16 protein-coding genes are annotated in these 20,842 nt (G+C 59.3%); 4 read left to right on the forward strand and 12 right to left on the reverse strand.

The window, feature by feature from the left end; genetic code table 11:
• Positions 1-40 precede the first annotated feature (40 nt).
• On the reverse strand, positions 41-1,396 hold the full coding sequence (locus tag AC3I0A_RS20985) for a Fic family protein (RefSeq protein ID WP_489374341.1): 1,356 nt from the start codon (positions 1,394-1,396) through the stop codon (positions 41-43).
• Between the two features lie 337 nt (positions 1,397-1,733).
• On the opposite strand from AC3I0A_RS20985, the gene AC3I0A_RS20990 reads away from it, so the two are divergent.
• Both AC3I0A_RS20990 and AC3I0A_RS20995 read left to right on the forward strand, forming a co-directional pair.
• Positions 1,734-2,914 (forward strand): IS3 family transposase gene (locus AC3I0A_RS20990; RefSeq protein WP_489372800.1). Its coding sequence is split into 2 segments (ribosomal slippage): positions 1,734-1,998 and positions 1,998-2,914, totalling 1,182 coding nucleotides; the frame shifts between segments, so codons are not numbered across the junction.
• 301 nt (positions 2,915-3,215) lie between these two features.
• Positions 3,216-4,744 (forward strand): IS3 family transposase gene (locus tag AC3I0A_RS20995; protein ID WP_489373385.1). Its coding sequence is split into 2 segments (ribosomal slippage): positions 3,216-3,657 and positions 3,657-4,744, totalling 1,530 coding nucleotides; the frame shifts between segments, so codons are not numbered across the junction.
• Positions 4,745-4,979: 235 nt separating this feature from the next.
• Here AC3I0A_RS20995 and AC3I0A_RS21000 read toward each other — a convergent pair.
• Together AC3I0A_RS21000 and AC3I0A_RS21005 are read right to left on the reverse strand one after the other, a co-directional pair.
• Positions 4,980-8,051, reverse strand: a complete 3,072-nt coding sequence (locus tag AC3I0A_RS21000) for an efflux RND transporter permease subunit (RefSeq protein ID WP_489374342.1) — start codon at positions 8,049-8,051, stop codon at positions 4,980-4,982.
• Positions 8,052-8,057: 6 nt separating this feature from the next.
• Positions 8,058-9,158, reverse strand: a complete 1,101-nt coding sequence (locus AC3I0A_RS21005; protein ID WP_489374343.1) for an efflux RND transporter periplasmic adaptor subunit — start codon at positions 9,156-9,158, stop codon at positions 8,058-8,060.
• A gap of 94 nt (positions 9,159-9,252) precedes the next feature.
• On the opposite strand from AC3I0A_RS21005, the gene AC3I0A_RS21010 reads away from it, so the two are divergent.
• A complete protein-coding gene (locus tag AC3I0A_RS21010; protein WP_489374344.1) occupies positions 9,253-9,888 on the forward strand; it encodes a TetR/AcrR family transcriptional regulator in 636 nt (211 codons plus the stop codon).
• Positions 9,889-10,060: 172 nt separating this feature from the next.
• On the opposite strand, the gene ltrA is transcribed toward AC3I0A_RS21010, so the two are convergent.
• Together ltrA and AC3I0A_RS21020 are read right to left on the reverse strand one after the other, a co-directional pair.
• Positions 10,061-11,293: a group II intron reverse transcriptase/maturase gene (gene ltrA, locus AC3I0A_RS21015; RefSeq protein WP_489372898.1), complete on the reverse strand. Its 1,233-nt coding sequence runs from the start codon at positions 11,291-11,293 to the stop codon at positions 10,061-10,063.
• A gap of 584 nt (positions 11,294-11,877) precedes the next feature.
• Entirely contained in the window at positions 11,878-12,660 is a 783-nt protein-coding gene (locus AC3I0A_RS21020; RefSeq protein ID WP_489374345.1) for a class I SAM-dependent methyltransferase, read from the reverse strand.
• Between the two features lie 86 nt (positions 12,661-12,746).
• Between AC3I0A_RS21020 and AC3I0A_RS21025 the strand changes: the two genes are divergently transcribed.
• Positions 12,747-13,367, forward strand: a complete 621-nt coding sequence (locus AC3I0A_RS21025; protein ID WP_489374346.1) for an energy transducer TonB — start codon at positions 12,747-12,749, stop codon at positions 13,365-13,367.
• 21 nt (positions 13,368-13,388) lie between these two features.
• Here the strand turns inward: AC3I0A_RS21025 and AC3I0A_RS21030 are convergent, their stop codons facing one another.
• The 7 genes from AC3I0A_RS21030 to ppc all read right to left on the reverse strand — a co-directional run bounded on the left by AC3I0A_RS21030 (position 13,389) and on the right by ppc (position 20,821).
• Positions 13,389-14,087: an extensin-like domain-containing protein gene (locus AC3I0A_RS21030; RefSeq protein ID WP_489374347.1), complete on the reverse strand. Its 699-nt coding sequence runs from the start codon at positions 14,085-14,087 to the stop codon at positions 13,389-13,391.
• 16 nt (positions 14,088-14,103) lie between these two features.
• Positions 14,104-14,925, reverse strand: coding sequence for an isocitrate lyase/PEP mutase family protein (locus AC3I0A_RS21035; RefSeq protein ID WP_489374348.1), 822 nt, complete (start codon positions 14,923-14,925; stop codon positions 14,104-14,106).
• Positions 14,926-14,957: 32 nt separating this feature from the next.
• Positions 14,958-15,818 (reverse strand): DUF72 domain-containing protein, encoded by an 861-nt coding sequence (locus AC3I0A_RS21040; RefSeq protein ID WP_489374349.1) that lies wholly within the window; start codon positions 15,816-15,818, stop codon positions 14,958-14,960.
• A complete protein-coding gene (locus AC3I0A_RS21045) occupies positions 15,818-16,123 on the reverse strand; it encodes a hypothetical protein (RefSeq protein WP_489374350.1) in 306 nt (101 codons plus the stop codon). Before AC3I0A_RS21045 ends, AC3I0A_RS21040 begins: the two co-directional genes overlap by 1 nt.
• 366 nt (positions 16,124-16,489) lie before the next feature.
• A complete protein-coding gene (gene tsaB / locus AC3I0A_RS21050; RefSeq protein ID WP_489374351.1) occupies positions 16,490-17,164 on the reverse strand; it encodes a tRNA (adenosine(37)-N6)-threonylcarbamoyltransferase complex dimerization subunit type 1 TsaB in 675 nt (224 codons plus the stop codon).
• Between the two features lie 90 nt (positions 17,165-17,254).
• Complete coding sequence (adk, locus tag AC3I0A_RS21055; protein ID WP_489374352.1) at positions 17,255-17,902, reverse strand: adenylate kinase; 648 nt, start codon at positions 17,900-17,902, stop codon at positions 17,255-17,257.
• 288 nt (positions 17,903-18,190) lie between these two features.
• A complete protein-coding gene (ppc, locus tag AC3I0A_RS21060; RefSeq protein WP_489374353.1) occupies positions 18,191-20,821 on the reverse strand; it encodes a phosphoenolpyruvate carboxylase in 2,631 nt (876 codons plus the stop codon).
• Positions 20,822-20,842 lie beyond the last annotated feature (21 nt).

Here is a 20,842-nt window from a genome sequence, read left to right on the forward strand (position 1 = left end):
GATTACGCGGCGTAGGGGCTGGCGTAGCCTTCGCCAGCCCCTACGCCCAGGCCTTTTTGATGTCCTGGGTGTCGCGTAGAAAGAAAACCCACTCGCGCCCCTGCTTCTTTTTCTCGAAAACCTTCAGTTCTACCAATCCATTCAACGTGGCCGAAGCCGTGTTGTACGAGCAATCCAGATTTTCCTTCACGTTCACTGCCGTGAATTCCCTGGCCATACCGCTTTTGGCGACCTGAAACACGGTCCGTTGCTTTTCGCTCAATTGCTTGAACAGCCCGGACTCTTCCAGCCATCGATCAAAGCCCTCGGCATACGCCAGACTCTTCTGATAAGCCGAGGTAAACCCGGTCACCGCACGGACGATCACCGAGCACTGGTAATCGATGAAATAAGTCAGATCCAGGTCATCCGTTTCGGTATGCAAATAGGATCGACCATATTTCATCGGCGCATTGCGCAACAAGATGCTGATGGCGATGTAGCGGAATGCCGAGAAGTCATTCTTGAACATGAACCAATAAAACAACGCTCGTGCCACACGGCCATTACCATCACGGAAAGGGTGTTCATAACCGAGGGCAAAATGCAGGGCGATACCCTTGATCAGCGGATGAAGGTAATCGGTGCGCACAGGGTCATCGTGGGAGTGATTGATCCAGTTCGACAGCGCGTGGAGCCTGGCCTGGATACCCGCTGCTGGTGGCGGCGTATGGACCGTGTTGCCTTCGCCGTCCTGGACGACAACCTCGTCGTTGACCCTGAAAGCGCCCGGTGAGTATTGGCTGTCGTCGATACCCTCGACACCAACCCGATGGAGCTGCGTGATCAACTCGACACTCAGTGGCTCATGCCGCTTGTCCCAGGCAAAAATCATCATTTTGTAGTTGCCGATAACCATCCGCTCGTCCGGGGTACGCGGCAACCGGTTGCGCTTGAGCATATCTTTGGCCACCAGCGTGGTGGTCGCCGCACCTTCAAGCTGGCTGCTGCTGATGGCCTCGTCTTCGATCAAATCATTGAGCAGGTAACTGAAATGTGCTCGCTCACCGATCTTGCTGGTCATGTACTCCAGAGCAGCGGTGGTCGCTTGGCGGTCAACCGTCGAAAGAGTCTTTTGCGCGAGGGGCGTCAGGATGAACTTGCCCCATTGAGTGGGTTCCCCTAAGGGCAGCAGGCTGGAATATTGCGCAGCGCGGGCTTTCTTGACGAGCGCCCAGCACAGCGTTGAATCAAGGCCCGGTGCCCAGCGATAGCGAAGTTCGTCGAACGGCAGATAACGTCCTTGGTCATCCAGCGGTTTAAGCAACGCCAGATAGTCGGCCAACTTCTCCTTGTAGGGAGATTTGCCCAACAGATCGAAAATGCTGTCCGGACTTGCGGGAGGACTTTTGATCATCACTGTCTCAAAAAAGCCAAAAACCGAGCTCTGAGTACAGCACAAACCCAAAGATGTCTCAATATTTATAGAAATTGAGACAAGAGAGCATGGATTTGATCGTTCCCCCCGCTCCCGCTTGGGAATGCATCCCGTGACGCTTTGCATCACATCCGGAACAGACGTGGAGCGTCTATGGCGGCATTCCCACGCAAGCCCACTCCTACATCGGCGTACACCCACCGCAAACAAACAGGCCGGCCGGTAGGCCGCCTTGCTTTGGCTTTGGCTTTGTGCAGTGGTCTAATTTCCCCAGACACCCCGATAGGTGGAAAATACATCTATCGAGGAGTTTTTCATGACCGACAAACGCAGAGTTTTTGACGAGAGCTTCAAGCTACAAGTCGTTAGGATGATCAAGGACCAAGGCCTGACCGTTCCACAGGTCTGCCTGGATTTGAATCTAGGTGAGACGGCTGTTCGACGTTGGGTGCGTCAGTACGATGCTGAGCTACTGGGAGAGACCGGTATCGGCAAACCACTGACGACTGAGCAACAACGTATCCGGCAATTGGAGCAGGAAAACCGCCAGCTTAAGATGGACAATGACATCTTAAAAAAGGCTACCGCCTTCTTTGCCCGCGAACTGAAATGACCTATCGGCTGGTCAGGCAGTTGCAACAGAAGGCTTACTCGGTTGCGCATGTCTGTCGGTTACTCAACGTCAGTCGATCCGGTTTCTATGAGGCCAACAAACGCGCTGCTGAGCCGGCATCTGTGTGCCCGATCACGGTTCAGCTCAAAGCCTCGTTTGTCGAAAGTGGTGGTTGCTACGGCAGCCGCCCGTTGCGGGATGCTTTGCGTGGCAAGGGCATGGTGGTCGGCCTTTATAAAATCCGCCGTTTGATGAGTGCCAACGGTCTGCGTTCGGCCTGGAAGCGCAAGTTCGTCCATACGACTGACAGCAATCATGACCTGCCCATTGCCGAAAATGTGTTGAATCGTCAGTTTGACCCCGCTGCGCCGAACAAGGCTTGGGTGGCTGACATTACCTACATCCGGACCCGCAGCGGCTGGTTATACCTGGCGGTGGTGCTGGACTTGTACTCCCGTAAAATTGTCGGCTGGTCCATGGCCCCGAACATGCCGGCGGAGCTGGTGTGTAGCGCGATGCAGTTGGCCATTGCTCAGCGTCAACCACCACCGGGACTGATCGCTCACTCAGACCGTGGCAGCCAATACGCCAGCGCGAGCTACAGAGCGCTGCTGGCGCGAAATGACATGCAGCAAAGCATGAGCCGTAAAGGTAACTGTTGGGATAACTCGGTGATGGAGCGCTTCTTCCTGAGCTTGAAAATGGAGCGGGTCTGGCGACGTGATTACGCCAACCATGGCGAAGCGATCCGCGACATCACGGAGTACATCGTTGGGTTTTACAACAACAAACGGCTGCACTCGAAACTGGGATATCTACCACCGACCGTTTACGAACGGACAATGGCGTCGAAACCACCTATCGAGGTGTCTGGAATTAGTTGACCACCGCATTGGCTTTTGATCTACCCGCCCCTTCGGCAGGCCGAGCGGAGGTGTTCATCAGGGGACTGGCGCGCAGCGCCCCTCGGCGAAGCCGAGGACATCGCATGGAGGTCGAAGCGAAGCCGACCGGAGGGCGATGCCCCCTGATGGACACCGTAGCGAGGGAACACCGAGCCTTAGCGAGGTGCCGAACGCTTGGGGCAAGACCTTTTGGGTCCTTTTGGGGCGTTCCCTCCGTGTCAGGCTACCTGTCGCCCTTGTTGATTGACTCATTCATTCAAGGGGGCGAAGGTGCATAGCAATGTCTAAACGTTACACCGACGACTTCAAAGACTGGGCCGTACAGCAAATGATGCCGCCCCTCAATCGTTCAGTGGCGGACCTCGCTGTTGCACTCAATGTCACGCCACAGGCACTGCGTAATTGGAGGCAAATGGCTAGAGATAACGGTTTGATCGTGCCCGGAAACGGGAAGACCAGTGATCAATGGTCCAGCGCCGATAAATTCAATGCCGTCATGGAAACCGCACCGCTGAGCGAGGTGGAGATTTCTCAATATTGCCGAATCAAGGGCATTTATCCTGAGCAAATCCAGCAGTGGCGCGAGGCCTGCCAAAACGCCAATACCCTCGCTGATCTGAAGCCCAGCGCAGAGAAAACTGCCGAGCAGCGACGGATCAAAGAGCTGGAGCGTCAGTTGATCCAATCCGATGCTGGACGTGCCGAAGCGGAGGCTTTGCTGGAACTCAGAAAAAAAGCCAATGCGATTTGGGGCAAGGACAAGGAAGATTGATCAGCGCCCCCGATCGTATGCAAGCCATGAAGTTGATTGCTGAAGCGGTGCTGAGTGGGGCTCGTCGATATCGGGCGTGCAATGAACTGGGGCTGAGCCTGCGCACGGTTCAACGTTGGCAACACACCGACTGCGACAGGCGTCTGCTGGCTCAGCGGGCAGCTCCGTCGAACAAGCTCAGTGAGGCGGAGCGCCAGGCGGTGCTCGATGCCGCCAATCAGGCTGGCTATGCCAGCCTCACGCCACACCAAATTGTTCCCAAGCTGGCAGATGAGGGCATCTATCTGGCGTCGGAGTCGACGTTCTATCGCGTGTTAAAAGCTGCGAATCAAAACGTTCGCCGTGGTAGGGCCAAAGCGCCCAAACGCAGGGTACTGACGACACATCGTGCTGACGGTCCCAATCAGGTGTGGTGCTGGGATATCACCTGGTTGCCTAGCACCGTCAAAGGCCGTTTTTTCTACTGGTACATGGTCAAGGACATCTACAGCCGCAAGCTAGTAGCCAATGAAGTGCATGAGGTGGAGTGCGCTGAGCATGCGTGCGAACTACTCGAAAAGGGATGTTTGCGCGAACACACGGCCGGTCGTCCATTGGTGCTGCACTCGGACAATGGCCACGTCATGAGAGGCTCTCTTCTGCGTGAAAGCATGGTTTCGCTAGGCGTAGAGCCGTCATTTAGCCGACCGCGCGTGAGCAATGACAATGCGTACGCCGAAGCACTTTTTCGTACCGCAAAGTACTGCCCACTCTGGCCGGACCAGCCGTTTGATACGGTCACGCAAGCAAGGCTTTGGGTGCAAAAATTTATCGAGTGGTACAACGAAGATCATCGTCATAGTGCCTTGAAATACGTGACGCCGAACGAGCGCCACGAAGGCAAAGCAACAGCTCTATTACAGGCCAGAGCAGCGCTTTATGAAGATGCCAGGGAGGTCAATCCGAGCCGCTGGAGTACCAGGACACGCAACTGGAAATTGGCAGATGCGGTGTATTTGAACCCCGAACGCCCTGAAGTTAAGGGCGCAATGGGTTAGCCGCAGCAGTACCAAGGCGACAGGTACCTTGACACGTACCGCGTTTGCCAAAAGGGCCTCGCCGTAAGGGCGAAACCCTAAGTGGCCGTTACCGCAGGAATGGATATGTACACCAGCGAGAGCCAGGCCGGCTGCCAGGCCGCCTTCGCAGGCAAGCCAGCTCCCACATGGATCGGTGTACATCCGCAAGAGACAGGTGAGGGTTAAGACGGTACCTACACCTGTGCCCCCTTGATCAGACCTGCTCGTTCTTCACCCTGAACCACGCCGCATACAGCGCCGGCAGGAACAGCAGCGTCAACGCTGTCGCGACAATCAGCCCGCCCATGATCGCCACCGCCATTGGCCCGAAGAACACGCTGCGTGACAGCGGGATCATCGCCAAGACGGCAGCCAGTGCGGTCAATACGATTGGCCGGAAGCGTCGCACCGTAGCCTCGATGATCGCTTGCCATGGTTTCAGTCCGGCAATGATGTCCTGTTCGATCTGATCCACCAGAATCACCGAGTTACGCATGATCATCCCCGACAGCGCGATGGTCCCGAGCATCGCCACGAAGCCGAACGGCTGGCGGAACACCAGCAGGAACAAGGTGACGCCGATCAGCCCCAAGGGCGCAGTGAGGAACACCATCACCGTGCGCGAGAAGCTGCGCAGTTGCAGCATCAGCAAGGTCACCACCACCACGATGAACAGCGGCACACCGGCCTTGACCGAGTTCTGCCCACGGGCCGAGTCTTCGACCGTACCGCCGACATCCAGCAAGTAACCATCGGGCAGCTCTGCACGAATCGGCTCCAGGGTCGGCAGGATCTGCTGGACCAGGCTCGCCGGTTGTTCCTTACCGTAGATGTCCGCGCGCACTGTCACGTTCGGCAAGCGATTGCGGTGCCAGATAATGCCTTCTTCAAAGCCGTACTCCAGAGTCGCGATCTGCGACAGGGCCACGCTTTGACCATTGTCAGTCGGCACTGCCAGGCTCGGTAGCACGGTCAGCTCGGTGCGTTCATGCAAGGTGCCGCGCAGCAGAATCTCGATCAACTCGTTGTCTTCGCGGTACTGGCTGACGCTGGAACCTGTGAGCGAGCTTTGCAGGAACCTCGACAGGTTCGCCGTGCTCACACCCAAGGCACGGGCGCGGTCCTGATCGACGTTCAAATAGACGACTTTGCTTGGCTCTTCCCAGTCCAGATGCACGTTGACCACATGAGGGTTCTCACGCACCTTGGCCGCCACTTTGCGCGCCAGCGCACGGACGGTTTCGATGTGCTCGCCGGTGATCCGGAACTGCACCGGATAGCCGACCGGCGGACCATTCTCCAGTCGCGTGACCCGCGAACGCAACGCCGGGAATTGTTCATTGAGGGTTTCGATCAGCCAGGTGCGCAGGCTTTCGCGATCTTCAATGCTCTTGGCCAGCACGACAAACTGCGCAAAGCTCGCCGCCGGCAGTTGCTGATCCAGCGGCAGATAGAAACGTGGCGAACCGGTACCAACATAGGCCACATAGTTGTCGATGCCGGCGTGGTCTTTGAGCAGCCCTTCCAGGCGCTTGACCTGATCGTCGGTGTTGCTCAGCGAGGCGCCTTCGGCCAGCTTCAGGTCGACCATCAACTCCAGTCGCCCGGACGCCGGGAAGAACTGTTGCGGCACGAAGCGAAACAGCACCACCGAGGCCACGAACAGCACGATGGTCAGGCCAATGACGGTTTTTCGCCGGCGCACGCACCATTCCACCAGACGCCGTACCCGTTGATAGAAGGGTGTACCGTAAGGGTCTGGTTGACCATTGCCAGTACCGTGTTTGGCGGCATGAATCTTCGCCAGGTCCGGCAGCAGTTTTTCACCGAGATACGGCACGAACACCACGGCCGCGATCCACGACGCCAGCAACGCGATGGTCACTACCTGGAAGATCGAGCGGGTGTATTCGCCGGTGCCCGACTGCGCGGTGGCAATCGGCAGAAACCCGGCGGCGGTGATCAGGGTGCCGGTGAGCATCGGGAACGCGGTGCTGGTCCAGGCATAGCTGGCGGCCTTGAGCCGGTCGTAGCCCTGCTCCATTTTGATCGCCATCATTTCCACGGCGATGATCGCGTCGTCCACCAGCAAGCCCAGCGCCAGCACCAACGCGCCAAGGGAAATCTTGTGCAGGCCGATCCCAAAGTAATTCATGCTGGCGAAAGTCATCGCCAGCACCAGCGGAATCGCCAATGCCACCACCATGCCGGTGCGCACGCCGAGGGAGAAGAAGCTCACCAGCAACACAATCGCCAGCGCTTCCACCAGCACCTGAACGAATTCGCCGACTCCGGTTTTCACTGCTGCCGGTTGATCGGAGACCTTGCGCAGTTCCATGCCGGCCGGGAGGTTCTTCTGGATACGGGCGAACTCGACTTCCAGCGCCTTGCCCAATATCAGGATGTCACCGCCGCCCTTCATCGCCACGGCTAGACCGATGGCATCTTCGCCCATAAAGCGCATACGCGGCGCTGGAGGATCGTTGAAGCCGCGGTGAACATCGGCGACATCGGAGATGCGGAACGTACGATCACCGACCCGGATCGGGAAGCTCTCGATCTCTTCGACTGTCTGAAAATTCCCCGAGACCCGCAATTGCAAGCGTTCGCTGGCGGTCTCGAAGAAGCCCGCAGTGGACACCGCGTTCTGTTCTTCAAGGACTTGCTGCACCGTGGCCAACCGCAGGCCGAGGGTAGCCAGCTTGACGTTGGACAGCTCGATCCAGATTTTCTCGTCCTGCAGCCCCAGCAGGTCGACCTTGCCGACATCCTTGACCCGTTGCAGCTGGATCTGGACCCGGTCGGCGTAGTCTTTGAGCACTGCGTAGTCGAAACCGCTGCCGGTCAACGCGTAGATGTTGCCGAAGGTAGTACCGAATTCATCGTTGAAAAACGGCCCCTGAATACCCGGTGGCAAGGTCTGGCGGATGTCGCCGACTTTCTTGCGGACCTGATACCACAGCTCGGGAATCTGCGCCGAATGCATCGAGTCCCGGGCCATGAAGGTCACCATGGATTCTCCGGGGCGGGAGAACGAGACAATCCGCTCGTACTCGCCGGTTTCCATCAGCTTCTTTTCAATGCGCTCAGTGACTTGCCGCGACACTTCCTGAGCCGTAGCCCCCGGCCAGGTGGTACGAATCACCATGGCCTTGAAGGTGAACGGCGGGTCTTCGCTCTGGCCCAGTTTGGTGTAGGACAGCGCCCCGACAACCGCCAGCAACAGCATCAGGAACAGTACGATCTGGCGATTGCGCAACGCCCATTCGGAAAGATTGAAACCCATCGGGGATTACTCCTTGTCCGCCAGATTGACCACGCGATTGGAGCGATCCACCGGACGCACTTGCTGGCCCTCGTGAAGCACGTGCACACCCGCGGCCACCACCCAATCACTGGCGCTCAGGCCTTCAAGGACCGGAACGGTTTTTTCGCCGAATGCACCGACACGCACCGCAGTGCGCTTGAGCATGTTGTTGGCGCCAACGACCCAGACGTAGGTCGCGCCGTTTTCTGCGGTGAGCGCCGAGAGCGGCACCGACAGCGGCACGACACCTGCGGTCTGAATGAATACCCGGGCGCTCTGGCCAAGCTCGGCCGGGACTTTACCGGCGGTGAAGGCAATACGGGCAGCGAAGGTCCGGGATCTTGGATCGGCGGCTGGCGACAGCTCACGAATGCGCCCGGCGAATCGCTGATCCGGTTGCGTCCACAGCTCTACCGAAACGTCCTGACCGACCTTGAAACGGCCAAAATGTTGTTCCGGCAGGCTGATCAGCACTTCCCGCTCGCCATCGGTGGCCAGGGTGAACACCGTCTGCCCGGCCGACACCACTTGCCCGACCTCGACCGCACGCTTGGCAACCACACCATCCTGCGGCGCGCGCAAGACCGCGTAGCTCGTCTGATTGTTGGCGACGTCGAACTCGGCCTTGATCTGCTTGAGCCGTGCAACGCCTGCGCGGTAGAGGTTTTCTGAATTGTCGTACTGCGAGCGGCTGACCATCTGCCGATCCATCAAGGTCTTGTAGCGATCACGCTCGGCGTGCACCAGGTTCAGATTGGCCTCGGCCGCAGCGACCTGGGCGCGAGTGGCTTCCAGTTGCAGACGTACATCCTGGGGATCGAGTTCCGCCAGCGGCTGGTTGGCCTTGACCCGCTCACCCTCTTCGACCAATCGTCGGCTGACCTTGCCGCCAATGCGGAACGCCAGATCCGGCTCGTATCGCGCGCGGACTTCACCGGGATAGCTGTCTATCGACTGGGCCGAAGGCTCTGGCTGCACCACCATGGCCGGGCGCACAGTGATTTGCGCCGGCTCTTCATGACCGCACGCTGACAACAAAAAAGCCAGACTGACTGACAACGCGAGGGGCAAGGCATAGCGGAACATGGAGAAGGACCTTTCGCTAATGGTGCTTGGAATAATTATACTGACCAGTATGTTATTAATAGCAAACTCACCAGTCCAGTATTAAAAGCGAAGAATGTCGAACAATCTTTCTGCACCCAACGGTCCCGGCCGCCCCAAGGACCTGGCAAAACGTCAGGCCATCCTCGATGCGGCGAAAAAACTGTTTCTGAGCAATGGCTACGCCAACACCAGCATGGATGCCGTCGCGGCGCAGGCCGGCGTGTCGAAGCTGACGGTGTATAGCCATTTCAATGACAAGGAGACGCTGTTCTCTGCCGCCGTGGTGGTCAAATGCGAGGAGCAACTGCCGACGTTGTTTTTCGAGCTGCCGGACGGCATCCCGATCGAGCATGTGCTGCTGAACATCGCACGCCGCTTTCACCTGCTGATCAATAGCGACGAATCGGTGAACCTGCACCGTCTGATCATGGCCCTGGGTAGCCAAGACCCCAAGCTCTCGCAGATTTTTTTCGAAGCCGGACCGCAGCGCATGCTGCACGGCATGGAACGGTTACTGACGAAGATCGACCAGGTCGGCGCCTTGAGCATCGATAAACCGCTGAATGCCGCCGAGCATTTTTTCTGCTTGCTCAAGGGGGCAGCGAATTTTCGGCTGCTCTACGGCTGCGGCGAGCCCCTGAGTGGTGATGCGGCAGAGGCGCATGTGCAGGAAGTGGTGACGTTGTTTATGCGGGCTTATCGGGTCTGAGCAAGAGTTTTTTGTCGCCTGTTCTGACGCCTTCGCGGGCAAGTCGAATCGTCGCACCGCCGCTCCCACAAGAGCACCGAAATCTCTGATTGGGTGGAGGCAACGGGCTTGTGCCCGTTACCCCTCCCACACCACCGGACGTGCGGTTTTCCGCATCCGGCGGTTGAACAGCTCAGCAAGGTGCTGAGGCGAAGTCCTGCGGCGTCCACAGTCCCCAGCGACGCATCATGTTCAGACTCATCGCCTGCTGCATCACCGGGTGGCGCGCCGCTCGCCAGGCACCGTCGTGGAAGCTTACTCGCGCGAGTTGCCGGCTTGCGATACCAAGCCCGCGCAGTTTGCGCATTCGTCCCTCACGACTGTGCCAGCGCTGCCAGAAACATTTGCGCATATGTCGGCGAGTCCATTGCGATAACCGCTTGAAGTCGTCCTTCACCCAGCGGAAGTATTCGTACCACCCCCGGATGTAACGTCCCCATTGAGCCACGAGTTCGGTGCTCGTCAGACTTTGCCTGGCCGACCACAGCTCGCGAACTTTCTTGCGGTATTTCTTCACGGTCTTGCCGGACAGTTGGCCATTCCCTTGTTCGTCGATGTTGTAACCAAGGAAGTCGCGATCCCAAGGCCGTCCCGTTCCACTCTTGCTGGCACTCACTTTGAGCTTGAGGTGTTTCTCTATCCAAGCCGTCACACTGCCCAGCACGCGATCCGCACTGCGTTCGCTGGTGACATAAATCACCAGGTCGTCGGCGTAGCGACAAAAGCTCAGCCCTCGGGCTTCCAGCTCTTTGTCCAGTGCATCCAGATAGAGGTTGGCAAGCAGCGGGCTTAGCGGGCCTCCTTGCGGAGTTCCGGCCGTCCTTTTGACCCGCTGACCGTCCAACAGCATATCCGCTCGAAGCGTCTGACCGATGTAACTCATCAGCCGCTTGTCACGGATATCCCTGGATATGAGGCTCATCAACCTGTCGTGATTGACCTGATCGAAGAAGGCTTCGATGTCGATATCCACGACCCAGGTCTTGCCTTCCAGGACAAAGGCCTTGGCGGCTCGTATGGCATCGAGATTGCTCCTGCCTGGCCGGAAACCGTAGCTGTGTTCGCTAAATTTGGCATCCCACAGCTGCGTCAGGTGCTGCTGGACCGATTGCTGGATCAAGCGATCCTGCGTATTCGGAATGCCCAACAGCCGCTCCCCGCCTTGCGGCTTGGGGATCCTGAGACCTTTGACAGGACCCGGTTTATAGGTCCCGTCCAGAAGCTTGCTCTTGATGGCCGGCCAATGCGTTTGAAGGTGTGCGGTGAGTTCGTCGGTAGTGATTCCGTCGACCCCTGGCGCCCCTTTGTTCGACCGGACCTTCTTGAGCGCTCGGTGCATATTCTCCTTTTCGACAATCGTTTCCATGCAGGTTTCGCTCAACACGTCTCTATTCCCGTTCCGTCTGCCTGCTGACTCGCCCCTTCCTTGCGCGCATTGGTCGAGGTCCACCCGACTTTCCCACGCACGGCCTTCCCGCTACGTGCCACATGGCATTTCCGGGTGCGGTTTCAAAGGGCTCTCGCTTTGTAGGCAGTAGTCTATGGTGAGTGTTTCTGTTCTTCAGCCCTTCGCTCCAGATCCATTACGACCCTTCTTCACTACTACGGCATCTGCTGACTTCTCGCGGGCTACGCCCGCGAGATCTCCCCGGGTAAGGTGCCAAAACCTTCGGCTCGGGCCGCCAAGCTCTACCTGATGCGTCTTTCGGTGACGGTTGGATTTCGTGGCTCCCAGCACACTTATCGCCCGCATCCGGCCTCGCTGCTTGTTCGTGTTCCTGCGGTCGCGCCTTTGCTACACGCTTCTTTCAGGCTGGCCTCGCGGCTTCCCCCTTGCGTTTCGCTACAGTTCTCGTCACTCATTCTGGTCACCACTTTTCAGGTGACTGGCTTTGGCCCATGCCGGGCACACTGGGAGCGGGCTTGCCCGCGAAGGGGACAACACGAATCTCAGGTCTTGAGCGCTTTCTTCGGGTAGATATCGTAGCGACTGGATTTACCGTCCAGTGCATGGCTCGGCTTGGGCCCTTCAATGCAAGGCGCCTTGCGCGGGCGTTTGACCACGACCCGGTGACTGGCCAGCGCCAATGCGGCTTCAAGCAAGGCCGGTGCATCAGGATCATCGCCAACCAGCGGCCGGAACAGGCGCATTTCCTTCTTTACCAACGCAGTTTTCTCACGGTGTGGGAACATCGGGTCAAGGTAAATCACCTGCGGCGGCTCCCCTTCCCAGTTGCGCATCACCTCGATCGAGTTACCTTTGAGCAAGCGCATCCGCGAGACGATCGGCGCCACCTCGAAATCCTCAAGCCCACGGGCCAGACCATCCTCCAGCAACGCGCCGATCAACGGCTGGCGCTCGATAAGACTCATTTCGCAACCCAGACTGGCCAGCACGAATGCGTCCTTACCCAGCCCGGCCGTGGCGTCCAGCACCCGCGGGCGCACGCCTTGGGCGACACCGACTGCTTTGGCGATCATCTGCCCGCTGCCCCCGCCATACAGCCGCCGATGGGCAGCACCGCCTTCGACGAAGTCCACCCGCACCGGTCCCGGCGCATTCGGGCCGAGCTGTTGCAACTGCAAACCCTGCTCCGTGACCTGTAAAGCGAACTCGGCATCGTCCATCAGCAACGGCAAGCCGAGTCGCTCGGCCCATTGCTCCGCTTGCGCGGCAGACGCTCCGGCTAGCGCCTCGACTTTGATGCGGCAGGCCGCTGGTTGCTCAATCATGGGAAAACACGCTCAAAAAATTAATGATCGGCAAAAACGGCCGATAAAAGAACTATCAAGCATTTTGCCAGAGCTGAGCGTCGACCGTGTCAGACATTCAACGCACATCCATAGGCTACATCTCGCGTCACGGCGACTATGGCCTGCGAAATTCCCAGGCACTGAGCGGCGTCAGCCACCTGTGGCAGGATTTCTTTGCCCGGGCGTTGGCCGATCAGCGGGGCGATGCAGCGAGTGTGGCTGGCGAAAAAGCGCTGGTCGCGGTCGATGGCCCGATCGAGCCAACAGGTGGCACAGACCTGCTCACGCAAATCGTCATGCAACGCCATTGTGATGTTCAAGACACCCCGATCCGCCCGCCGGAGCCGTTGTTCCTGCCGATTGCCGAGTTCGAAATGGACCTGGCAGACAAGCCGGCCATCCCGTTCCCGCCAGAAGAAATCGTCGCGCAACAGAAGCAGCAGAATTTCGAGAGTGGCTGGGTTCGCCCGATCGTGCTCAACGCCGGCCAACCACTGCCCGCGCCCGGCCCGCCACCGCAACCGCGTCCGTTGCATCTGCCGATTGCCGAGTTCGAACTCGACCTGCTGGACAAGCCGGCAGTCCCGTATCCGCCAGAAGAACTGGTCGAACAGCAGAAGCAATTCGACTTCGATAATGGCTGGGCACGCCCGCTGATCCTGCAAAACCTGCGCATCGCCGCCTGAGTCTCAAGCCTCACACCTGTTTCAGCGGCATATCCACCATGGCCCCACGTCCAGATGGAAATGGTCGCGATGGGCGGCGTTGTAATCCGGGCTCAACACCACGTTGAACGTATCGCAGGCGCCCTCGCGAACTTGCCGCAGAAACCGTGCATCGGCGTTTTCTTTCGGCCAATCCTTGAGCACGCTGATGTTTCGACCGTCGGCCAGACGAAACCCGGCAATGTCCAACGCGTTGGCCGTCGCATGCTGGCTGCGGGAACCGTTCTCGCGGCTGTACATATTACGGCAGGCGAAGCTACCCAGATGATCGACCCGCGCCACCCTTTGCCCATACGCCGCCTGCGCCGCCGGCTGCAGGGTGTGGCGCTCGAACAGCGCAAAGGCCACCGCCAACGGGCAACTGGCGAGAAAGCTGCTGCTCAGTGCCACTGCGCCGCCCTGAACGCGCAAGGTATTGCTCAACGGGCAAGCTATATCCGGATCGCTGTCGCGCTGTCGAGTCACCCGCAACCCGGAACTGCTCAGCACTTGATCACACAGCTGCGGGTTGTCCCGTAAGCGCATCAACTTGAAACGCGTCAGCAAGTTCGGTTTGACCTGCACATCCAGAGGTGCCCAGGGATTCCATTTGGCCGGCAACGGCAACCAGCCGCCCCAGACGCTGACCAGCAATCCGCCGACAATCACCAGCAACAGCCCGAGCACTTTCAGAAACCGCACGACAGCTCCCGATGAGTCAGCCTTTGAACAATTGATTGGCTTGCTGATAAGGCATGGACTGCGCGGTAAAGGTGAATGTCCCCTGGTCGTGAATTTCCTGCGCCGCGCGGAAGAACTCACCATAGGCCGCCAGCGCCAGGGCCGAGCCGACGCTGATGCGTTTGACGCCCATGTCGCTCAGCTGCGCCACGCTCAATTTGAGCCCGCCCGACATCAATACATTGACCGGTTTGGGCGCCACCGCCCGGACCACCGCAAGCACCTCTTCGGCGCTGCGCAAGCCCGGTGCGTAGAGCACGTCGGCGCCGGCCTCGGAGTAAGCCTGCAAGCGGCGAATGGTGTCCGCCAGGTCGAGCTTGCCATGCAGGAAGTTCTCGGCGCGTGCCGTCAGCATAAAGGGATACGGCAGACTGCGAACCGCCGCGACCGACGCTTCGATCCGCTCGACAGAATGTAAAAAACCATAGATGGGATCGTCTTCCTGGCCGGTGGCGTCCTCAATCGAGCCACCGACCACGCCGTCAGCCGCCGCGCGCAAGAGAGACTCGGCGCAACCTTCAGGGCTGTCGGAGAAGCCGTTTTCCAGGTCAACAGCAACCGGAAGATTCGTTGCCCCCACAATCGCTCGGACATTTTCGAGGGTAACCTCCAGTGACAACGCACCGTCCGGACGGCCTCGGGAAAAAGCAAAACCGGCACTGGTGGTCGCCAAAGCCGCGTAGCCAAGACTGGCAAGCATTTTTGCCGAACCGGCATCCCACGGATTGGGAATCACGAAAGCCGTATCACGCTCATGGAGGGCCTTGAAGGCTTGGGCACGAAGGGTTTGCGCATCCATTTGCTCGCTCCTGAAGAAGGGATTGGCCCACCTCAGAGCAAGCCGAGTTGCTCCGCAGCAGGCTCTCTATATAGCTCAGGCAACGCCGGCAAGCCAGGCAAACGTGCCATCAGCTTTATGTGAAAACGCTGCGCCAGTCTGGCGGCAAGCAGGTTATCGGCGGTGTGCAGGAAGATGTAGGGCGTGCGTCCTTCTTCGATCCAGACCGCGATTTTCTCGACCCATGGCAGCAGAAACGGATCGTTGGCCTCAAGCTCGGGATGGCCGATAAAGCGCACTTGCGGGAACTGGGTGAAGGCCGCCGGACGTGGCGGTACATTGGGCTTCTTCGATTGCGCATGCAGCACCGACGGATCGCTCGAAGTGCAACTGAACAAGGCCCGCGGATCAAGGCAAATACGCTCGACGCCGCGGTCCAGCAGCAGCCGATTGAGCATTCGCTCGGCATCGCCTTTGGCAAAAAATTCCCGATGCCGCACTTCAACCGCCAGCGGTCGTTCCAGGCCATCGATAAAACCGGCCAGCTCCGCCAGACGCTGTGGCGCAAAGCTTGCCGGCAATTGCAGCCAGAGCGGTGAGACCCGCGCACCGAGCGGGCTCAACAGTTGCAGGAAACTGTCGGCCGCGGTCAATTGCTCGCGCAGATCGCCGCCATGGCTGATGTCTCCAGGAAACTTGGCGGTAAAGCGAAAGTGCTCGGGCATGGTCTCGGCCCAACGCTGCACCGTCGCGGCAGCAGGACGTGCGTAGAAGGTGGTATTGCCTTCTACGGCGTTGAACACTTGTGAATACAGACTGAGAAACTCCGCTGGCCGCGCGCTTTGCGGATACAGGTACTCACGCCAGGCGTTTTCGCTCCAGGATGGACAACCGAGGTAGTAAGGAAGCAGCATCAGATGTGCAGATCGAGCCCCAGCACTTCCATGTCCCATTCGACAAAACCGGCAGTGGTCAGGTAACTGGCCAGAGCATCGGCAACGCTTTTGCTCATGGCCCGTTGGAAAATCATGTCTTGCTGACGGGCGGGGAGATTGCTGGTGCGTCCAGCCGACGCCTGGGCGCGTGCGCCGAGCGGCGTATCGGCCTGGAGGTCAATCTCGCCATCGACATCCTCGTGGGAGTCGTCCACCCGCACATTGCCTTTGGAAGGTTTGCGCTTGATGGGGTAGGACTGGGAGGAAAGGCCGTCTATACGCATAAATATATGCCCGGTATCAATGATGGCAATTTAGTCTCAGATAACCGACTACGCAAATGCCCAAGTGATAACTAGAACACAGAAAACGGAAAAGGTTTAAAAGCGGGCGGAAATGGGTGGGGAAACCTGACGATTGGCTGTGTTTGAGCCTTCCTGTGGCGAGGGCTTGCGAACACAAGTTTCAGCACAGCGAAGATCAAATGTGGGAGCGAGCTTGCTCGCGATGGCGATTTAACATTCAGCATCAATGCAGGCTGACCCACCGCTATCGCGAGCAAGCTCGCTCCCACAATAGATCTGCTGCGTTTTACAGACCGTATACCTAACTGACTGACATTGGGGCTTGCCCCTTCACCACAACAGGACTTACCGCGCCTTGGGCGTCGCCACTTTATCGCGCAAATACACTGGCTGCGCCTGATCGGCAGGAACAGCTTCACCTCGTTCCCAGGCAAACCGCGCCAGGGTCAACAGGTCTTCGGCATGGGGCAACATCCCCGCATCCTGCCCTCTCAGGCTGACCGCAATCCGCTCGGCATAGCCCCAACCGGTGCCCGCGCCAAACCATTCACCACTGGCATCGGCCGGCAAGGCCGCCACCTCGGGTGGCAACACCGCTTCAGTCCCGACCAGACGCATTTCGCCGGCCGTTTCGCGGTAGCAGCCCCAATACACTTCATCCATCCGCGCATCGATGGCCGCAGCGACCTGGCTTGCGCCATGCTCGCGAAACGCACGCTGAGCCAGCACCGCCAGATTGGACACCGGCAACACCGGGCGCTCCAGAGCAAAAGCCAACCCCTGAACCACGCCGATGGCGATCCGCACACCGGTAAACGCACCCGGCCCACGACCAAAAGCAATGGCGTCGACCGCTTGCAAGGTGGTTCCCGCCTCGGCCAGCAGATCCTTGATCATCGGCAGCAGCTTCTGTGCATGCAGGCGCGGGATCACCTCGTAATGGCTCGTAACCTTGCCGTCATGCAGCAAGGCAACGGAGCAAGCTTCAGTCGCGGTGTCCAGGGCCAGCAAGGTGCTCATCGGTGTTTCCATCGGTGTGAAAAAAGTGCGCCAGTATAAACAACAACGGCCCGCAAGCGGGCCGTTGAACGTGAAGCAACATCAGACTTTTCAGCTCAGCGCTTCAAGCACCTTGCCGGTGATCGCTTCAACCGAACCGACGCCCGCGATGTGGCTGTACTTCGGCTTGCCCTGGCTTTCGGCCAGATTCTGGTAGAACGCCACCAGCGGCTTGGTCTGGGAATGGTAGACCGACAGGCGATGACGCACGGTTTCTTCGGTGTCGTCTTTACGCTGCACCAGCTCTTCGCCAGTGACGTCGTCTATACCAGCCACTTTCGGCGGGTTGTAGACAGTGTGGTAAACGCGGCCGCTGGCCTCGTGAACACGACGACCGGCGATACGCTGAACGATTTCTTCGTCATCGACAGCGATTTCAACCACGTTGTCCAGCTCGACACCGGCCTTGACCAGTGCTTCGGCCTGCGGAATGGTGCGCGGGAAGCCGTCGAACAGGAAACCGTTGGCGCAATCAGCCTGGCTGATGCGTTCTTTGACCAGGTTGATGATCAGGTCATCGGACACCAGGCCGCCGCTGTCCATCACGCTCTTGGCGATCAGGCCCAGCTCGGTGCCGGCCTTGACGGCAGCACGCAGCATGTCGCCGGTGGAGATTTGCGGGATGCCGAATTTTTCGGTGATGAACTTAGCCTGAGTACCTTTACCGGCCCCGGGAGCTCCCAGCAGAATTACGCGCATCGATATGCTCCTCAATTTTTTATTTAGATAACGTCAGATTCGCCTCGTGGGGCCAATCTCAAAATAGGGTCGTGGCCGCCCAAACGGCCAAAGGCTGATCAAGATACACAGCAGGCACGGACCACACAAGCCGCCGAAAGTAGCAGGAACCCACGACAATGTTGCCCCTGCGACGAGGTGTCCCAAGTCGCAACCCAATAACAAAGTGTCGCCTGGCAGTAGCGGTCGCCTCCCTGAAAGCGACCGCCCGAGTAATGCGTCAAGTCCCTGAACACAGCCGAAAAAACCTCAGCCAGTATTGCGCAAACCGGCGGCAATCCCCGCCACAGACACCAGTAGCGCCTGCTCCAGCGGGCTACCCTGCGCAGCGATCTGTTCCCGCGAACGTGCCAGCAACTCGGCCTGCAATAGATGCAGCGGGTCCAGATAAGTGTTGCGCAAACGGATGAACTCAAGGGTATCCGGGCTATGTGCCAGCAGCTGTGACTGACCGGTCAAGCCCAACACCACGGAACAGGCCTGCGACAATAGGTCGCGTAAATGCACACCCAAAGGTAGCAAATCCGGCTCCACCAATCGCCCATCGTAAGACTGCGCGATATCCGCGTCCGCCTTGGCCAGGACCATTTCCAGCATATCGATGCGCGTGCGGAAAAATGGCCACTGCTCGCGCATCTGCGCCAGCAGCTCACCCTCACCGCGTTCCAGGGCTCTGCTCAATGCGGTTTCCCAGCCCAGCCAGGCGGGAAGCATCAAGCGCGTCTGGGTCCAGCCGAAGATCCACGGAATCGCCCGCAGACTTTCGATGCCCCCGGCACGGCGCTTGGCCGGACGGCTGCCCAGCGGCAAACGGCCCAGTTCCTGCTCCGGCGTCGACTGGCGGAAATACTCGACGAACTGCGGATTGTCCCGCACCACGGCGCGATAGGCATTGACCCCATCAGCCGCCAGTTCGTCCATCAATACCCGCCAGTCCGGTTCTGGCGGCGGAGGTGGTAATAAGGTGGCTTCCAGCACCGCTGCCAGGTACAGATTGAGGTTTTGCTCGGCGATATCCGGCAGGCCGAATTTGAAACGAATCATTTCGCCCTGTTCGGTGGTGCGGAAACGTCCCGCCACCGATCCCGGCGGTTGCGACAGAATCGCCGCGTGAGCCGGGCCACCGCCGCGCCCTACCGTACCGCCGCGGCCATGGAACAACAGCAGCTCGACCTGCTGCTCGCGACAGATGTCCACCAGCTTTTCCTGCGCGCGATACTGCGCCCAGGCCGCCGCCGTGGTGCCGGCATCCTTGGCCGAATCGGAGTAACCGATCATCACTTCCTGCGGCCCCTGCAACCGCGAGCGGTAGCCGGGCAGCAGCAACAGTTTCTCGATCACCGGGCCGGCGTTATCCAGGTCCGCGAGGGTTTCGAATAACGGCACAACACGCATCGGCCGCAGGACGCCAGCCTCTTTGAGCAGCAGTTGCACGGCAAGTACGTCCGAAGCTGCGCCCGCCATGGAGATCACGTAGGAGCCCAGGGACGCCGCCGGCACGGCAGCGATTTCCCGGCAGGTTGCCAGCACTTCCGCGGTCTCGCCCGAGGGTTTGAAATGCGCCGGCAGCAATGGCCGGCGATTGCTCAGTTCGCGCATCAGGAACGTGATGCGCTCCTCCTCGCTCCAGTCGCCATAGCGTCCCAGCCCGAGGTAGTCGGTGATTTCGGTCATGGCGGCCGTATGCCGCGAGGAATCCTGACGCACGTCGAGACGGACCAGGAACAAACCGAAGGTCACGGCACGGCGCAAGCAATCGAGCAGCGGACCATCGGCAATCACGCCCATGCCGCACTCATGCAGTGATTGATAGCAGAGCTCAAGTGGATCGAGCAGCTCACGGTTGTTTTGCAACACGTCCGCGCTCGCCACGGCTGCGCCACTCAGGGACGCATGCGCCCAGTTGCGGGTCGCCCGCAGGCGCTCACGCAACTGCTTGAGCACCGCGCGATAGGGCTCTGCGCTGTCGCCAGCCTTGGCGCGCAGCTCGGCGCTGGCCTGCTGCATCGACAGCTCGGCGGCCAGCTGATCGATATCGCGCAGGTACAAGTCGGCGGCCATCCAGCGCGCCAGTAGCAGCACCTCGCGGGTAACCGGTGCCGTGACATTCGGGTTGCCGTCACGGTCGCCGCCCATCCACGAGGCAAAGCGAATCGGCGCGGCTTCCAGGGGCAAACGCAGGCCGGTAGCGGCATGCAGTGCCAGATCTGCCTTGCGCATGTAGTTGGGGATCGCCTGCCATAACGAATGCTCGATCACCGCAAAACCCCACTTGGCCTCGTCGACCGGCGTAGGTCGGGTGCGGCGGATTTCTTCGGTGTGCCAGGCTTCGGCGATCAATCGTTGCAGGCGTTGCTTAATCTGTTCGCGCTCGGCCGTGGTCAGGTCGCGGTGATCTTGCGCCGCCAGTTGGGCTGCGATGGCATCGTATTTCTGAATCAGGGTGCGACGTGCGACTTCGGTCGGATGCGCGGTCAGCACCAGCTCGATCTCCAGCCGCCCCAATTGCCGGGCCAGCGACTCGTCGCTATGGCCTTCAGCGCGCAAACGCGCCAGCAGTTCCGGCAACACCCGCGACTCGAACGGCGCCGGTTGCGACTCGTCGCGCCGATGGATCAACTGGTATTGCTCGGCGATATTGGCCAGATTGAGAAACTGATTGAACGCTCGCGCCACCGGCAGCAACTCGTCCTCGCTCAACTGATTCAGGCTGGCGCTCAGTTCTGCATCCGCCGAGCCACGGCGATCAGCCTTGGCGCCCTTGCGAATCTGCTCGATCTTGTCGAGAAAGCCCTCCCCGTACTGTTCACGGATGGTATTGCCCAACAGTTCACCCAACAGGTGAACATCTTCGCGCAAGCGTGCATCAATATCGGTCATCGAGGTGTTCTCCAGCAGACT

It is taken from the genome of Pseudomonas sp. KH_024_B2 (assembly GCF_057839965.1).

Coding starts and splice junctions, on each gene's coding strand:
- AC3I0A_RS20985 (WP_489374341.1), bottom strand. CDS start 1,396: ATGATCAAAAGTCCTCCCGCAAGTCCGGACAGCATTTTCGATCTGTTG.
- AC3I0A_RS21000 (WP_489374342.1), bottom strand. CDS start 8,051: ATGGGTTTCAATCTTTCCGAATGGGCGTTGCGCAATCGCCAGATCGTA.
- AC3I0A_RS21005 (WP_489374343.1), bottom strand. CDS start 9,158: ATGTTCCGCTATGCCTTGCCCCTCGCGTTGTCAGTCAGTCTGGCTTTT.
- AC3I0A_RS21010 (WP_489374344.1), top strand. CDS start 9,253: ATGTCGAACAATCTTTCTGCACCCAACGGTCCCGGCCGCCCCAAGGAC.
- ltrA (WP_489372898.1), bottom strand. CDS start 11,293: ATGGAAACGATTGTCGAAAAGGAGAATATGCACCGAGCGCTCAAGAAG.
- AC3I0A_RS21020 (WP_489374345.1), bottom strand. CDS start 12,660: ATGATTGAGCAACCAGCGGCCTGCCGCATCAAAGTCGAGGCGCTAGCC.
- AC3I0A_RS21035 (WP_489374348.1), bottom strand. CDS start 14,925: ATGGATGCGCAAACCCTTCGTGCCCAAGCCTTCAAGGCCCTCCATGAG.
- AC3I0A_RS21040 (WP_489374349.1), bottom strand. CDS start 15,818: ATGCTGCTTCCTTACTACCTCGGTTGTCCATCCTGGAGCGAAAACGCC.
- AC3I0A_RS21045 (WP_489374350.1), bottom strand. CDS start 16,123: ATGCGTATAGACGGCCTTTCCTCCCAGTCCTACCCCATCAAGCGCAAA.
- tsaB (WP_489374351.1), bottom strand. CDS start 17,164: ATGAGCACCTTGCTGGCCCTGGACACCGCGACTGAAGCTTGCTCCGTT.
- adk (WP_489374352.1), bottom strand. CDS start 17,902: ATGCGCGTAATTCTGCTGGGAGCTCCCGGGGCCGGTAAAGGTACTCAG.
- ppc (WP_489374353.1), bottom strand. CDS start 20,821: ATGACCGATATTGATGCACGCTTGCGCGAAGATGTTCACCTGTTGGGT.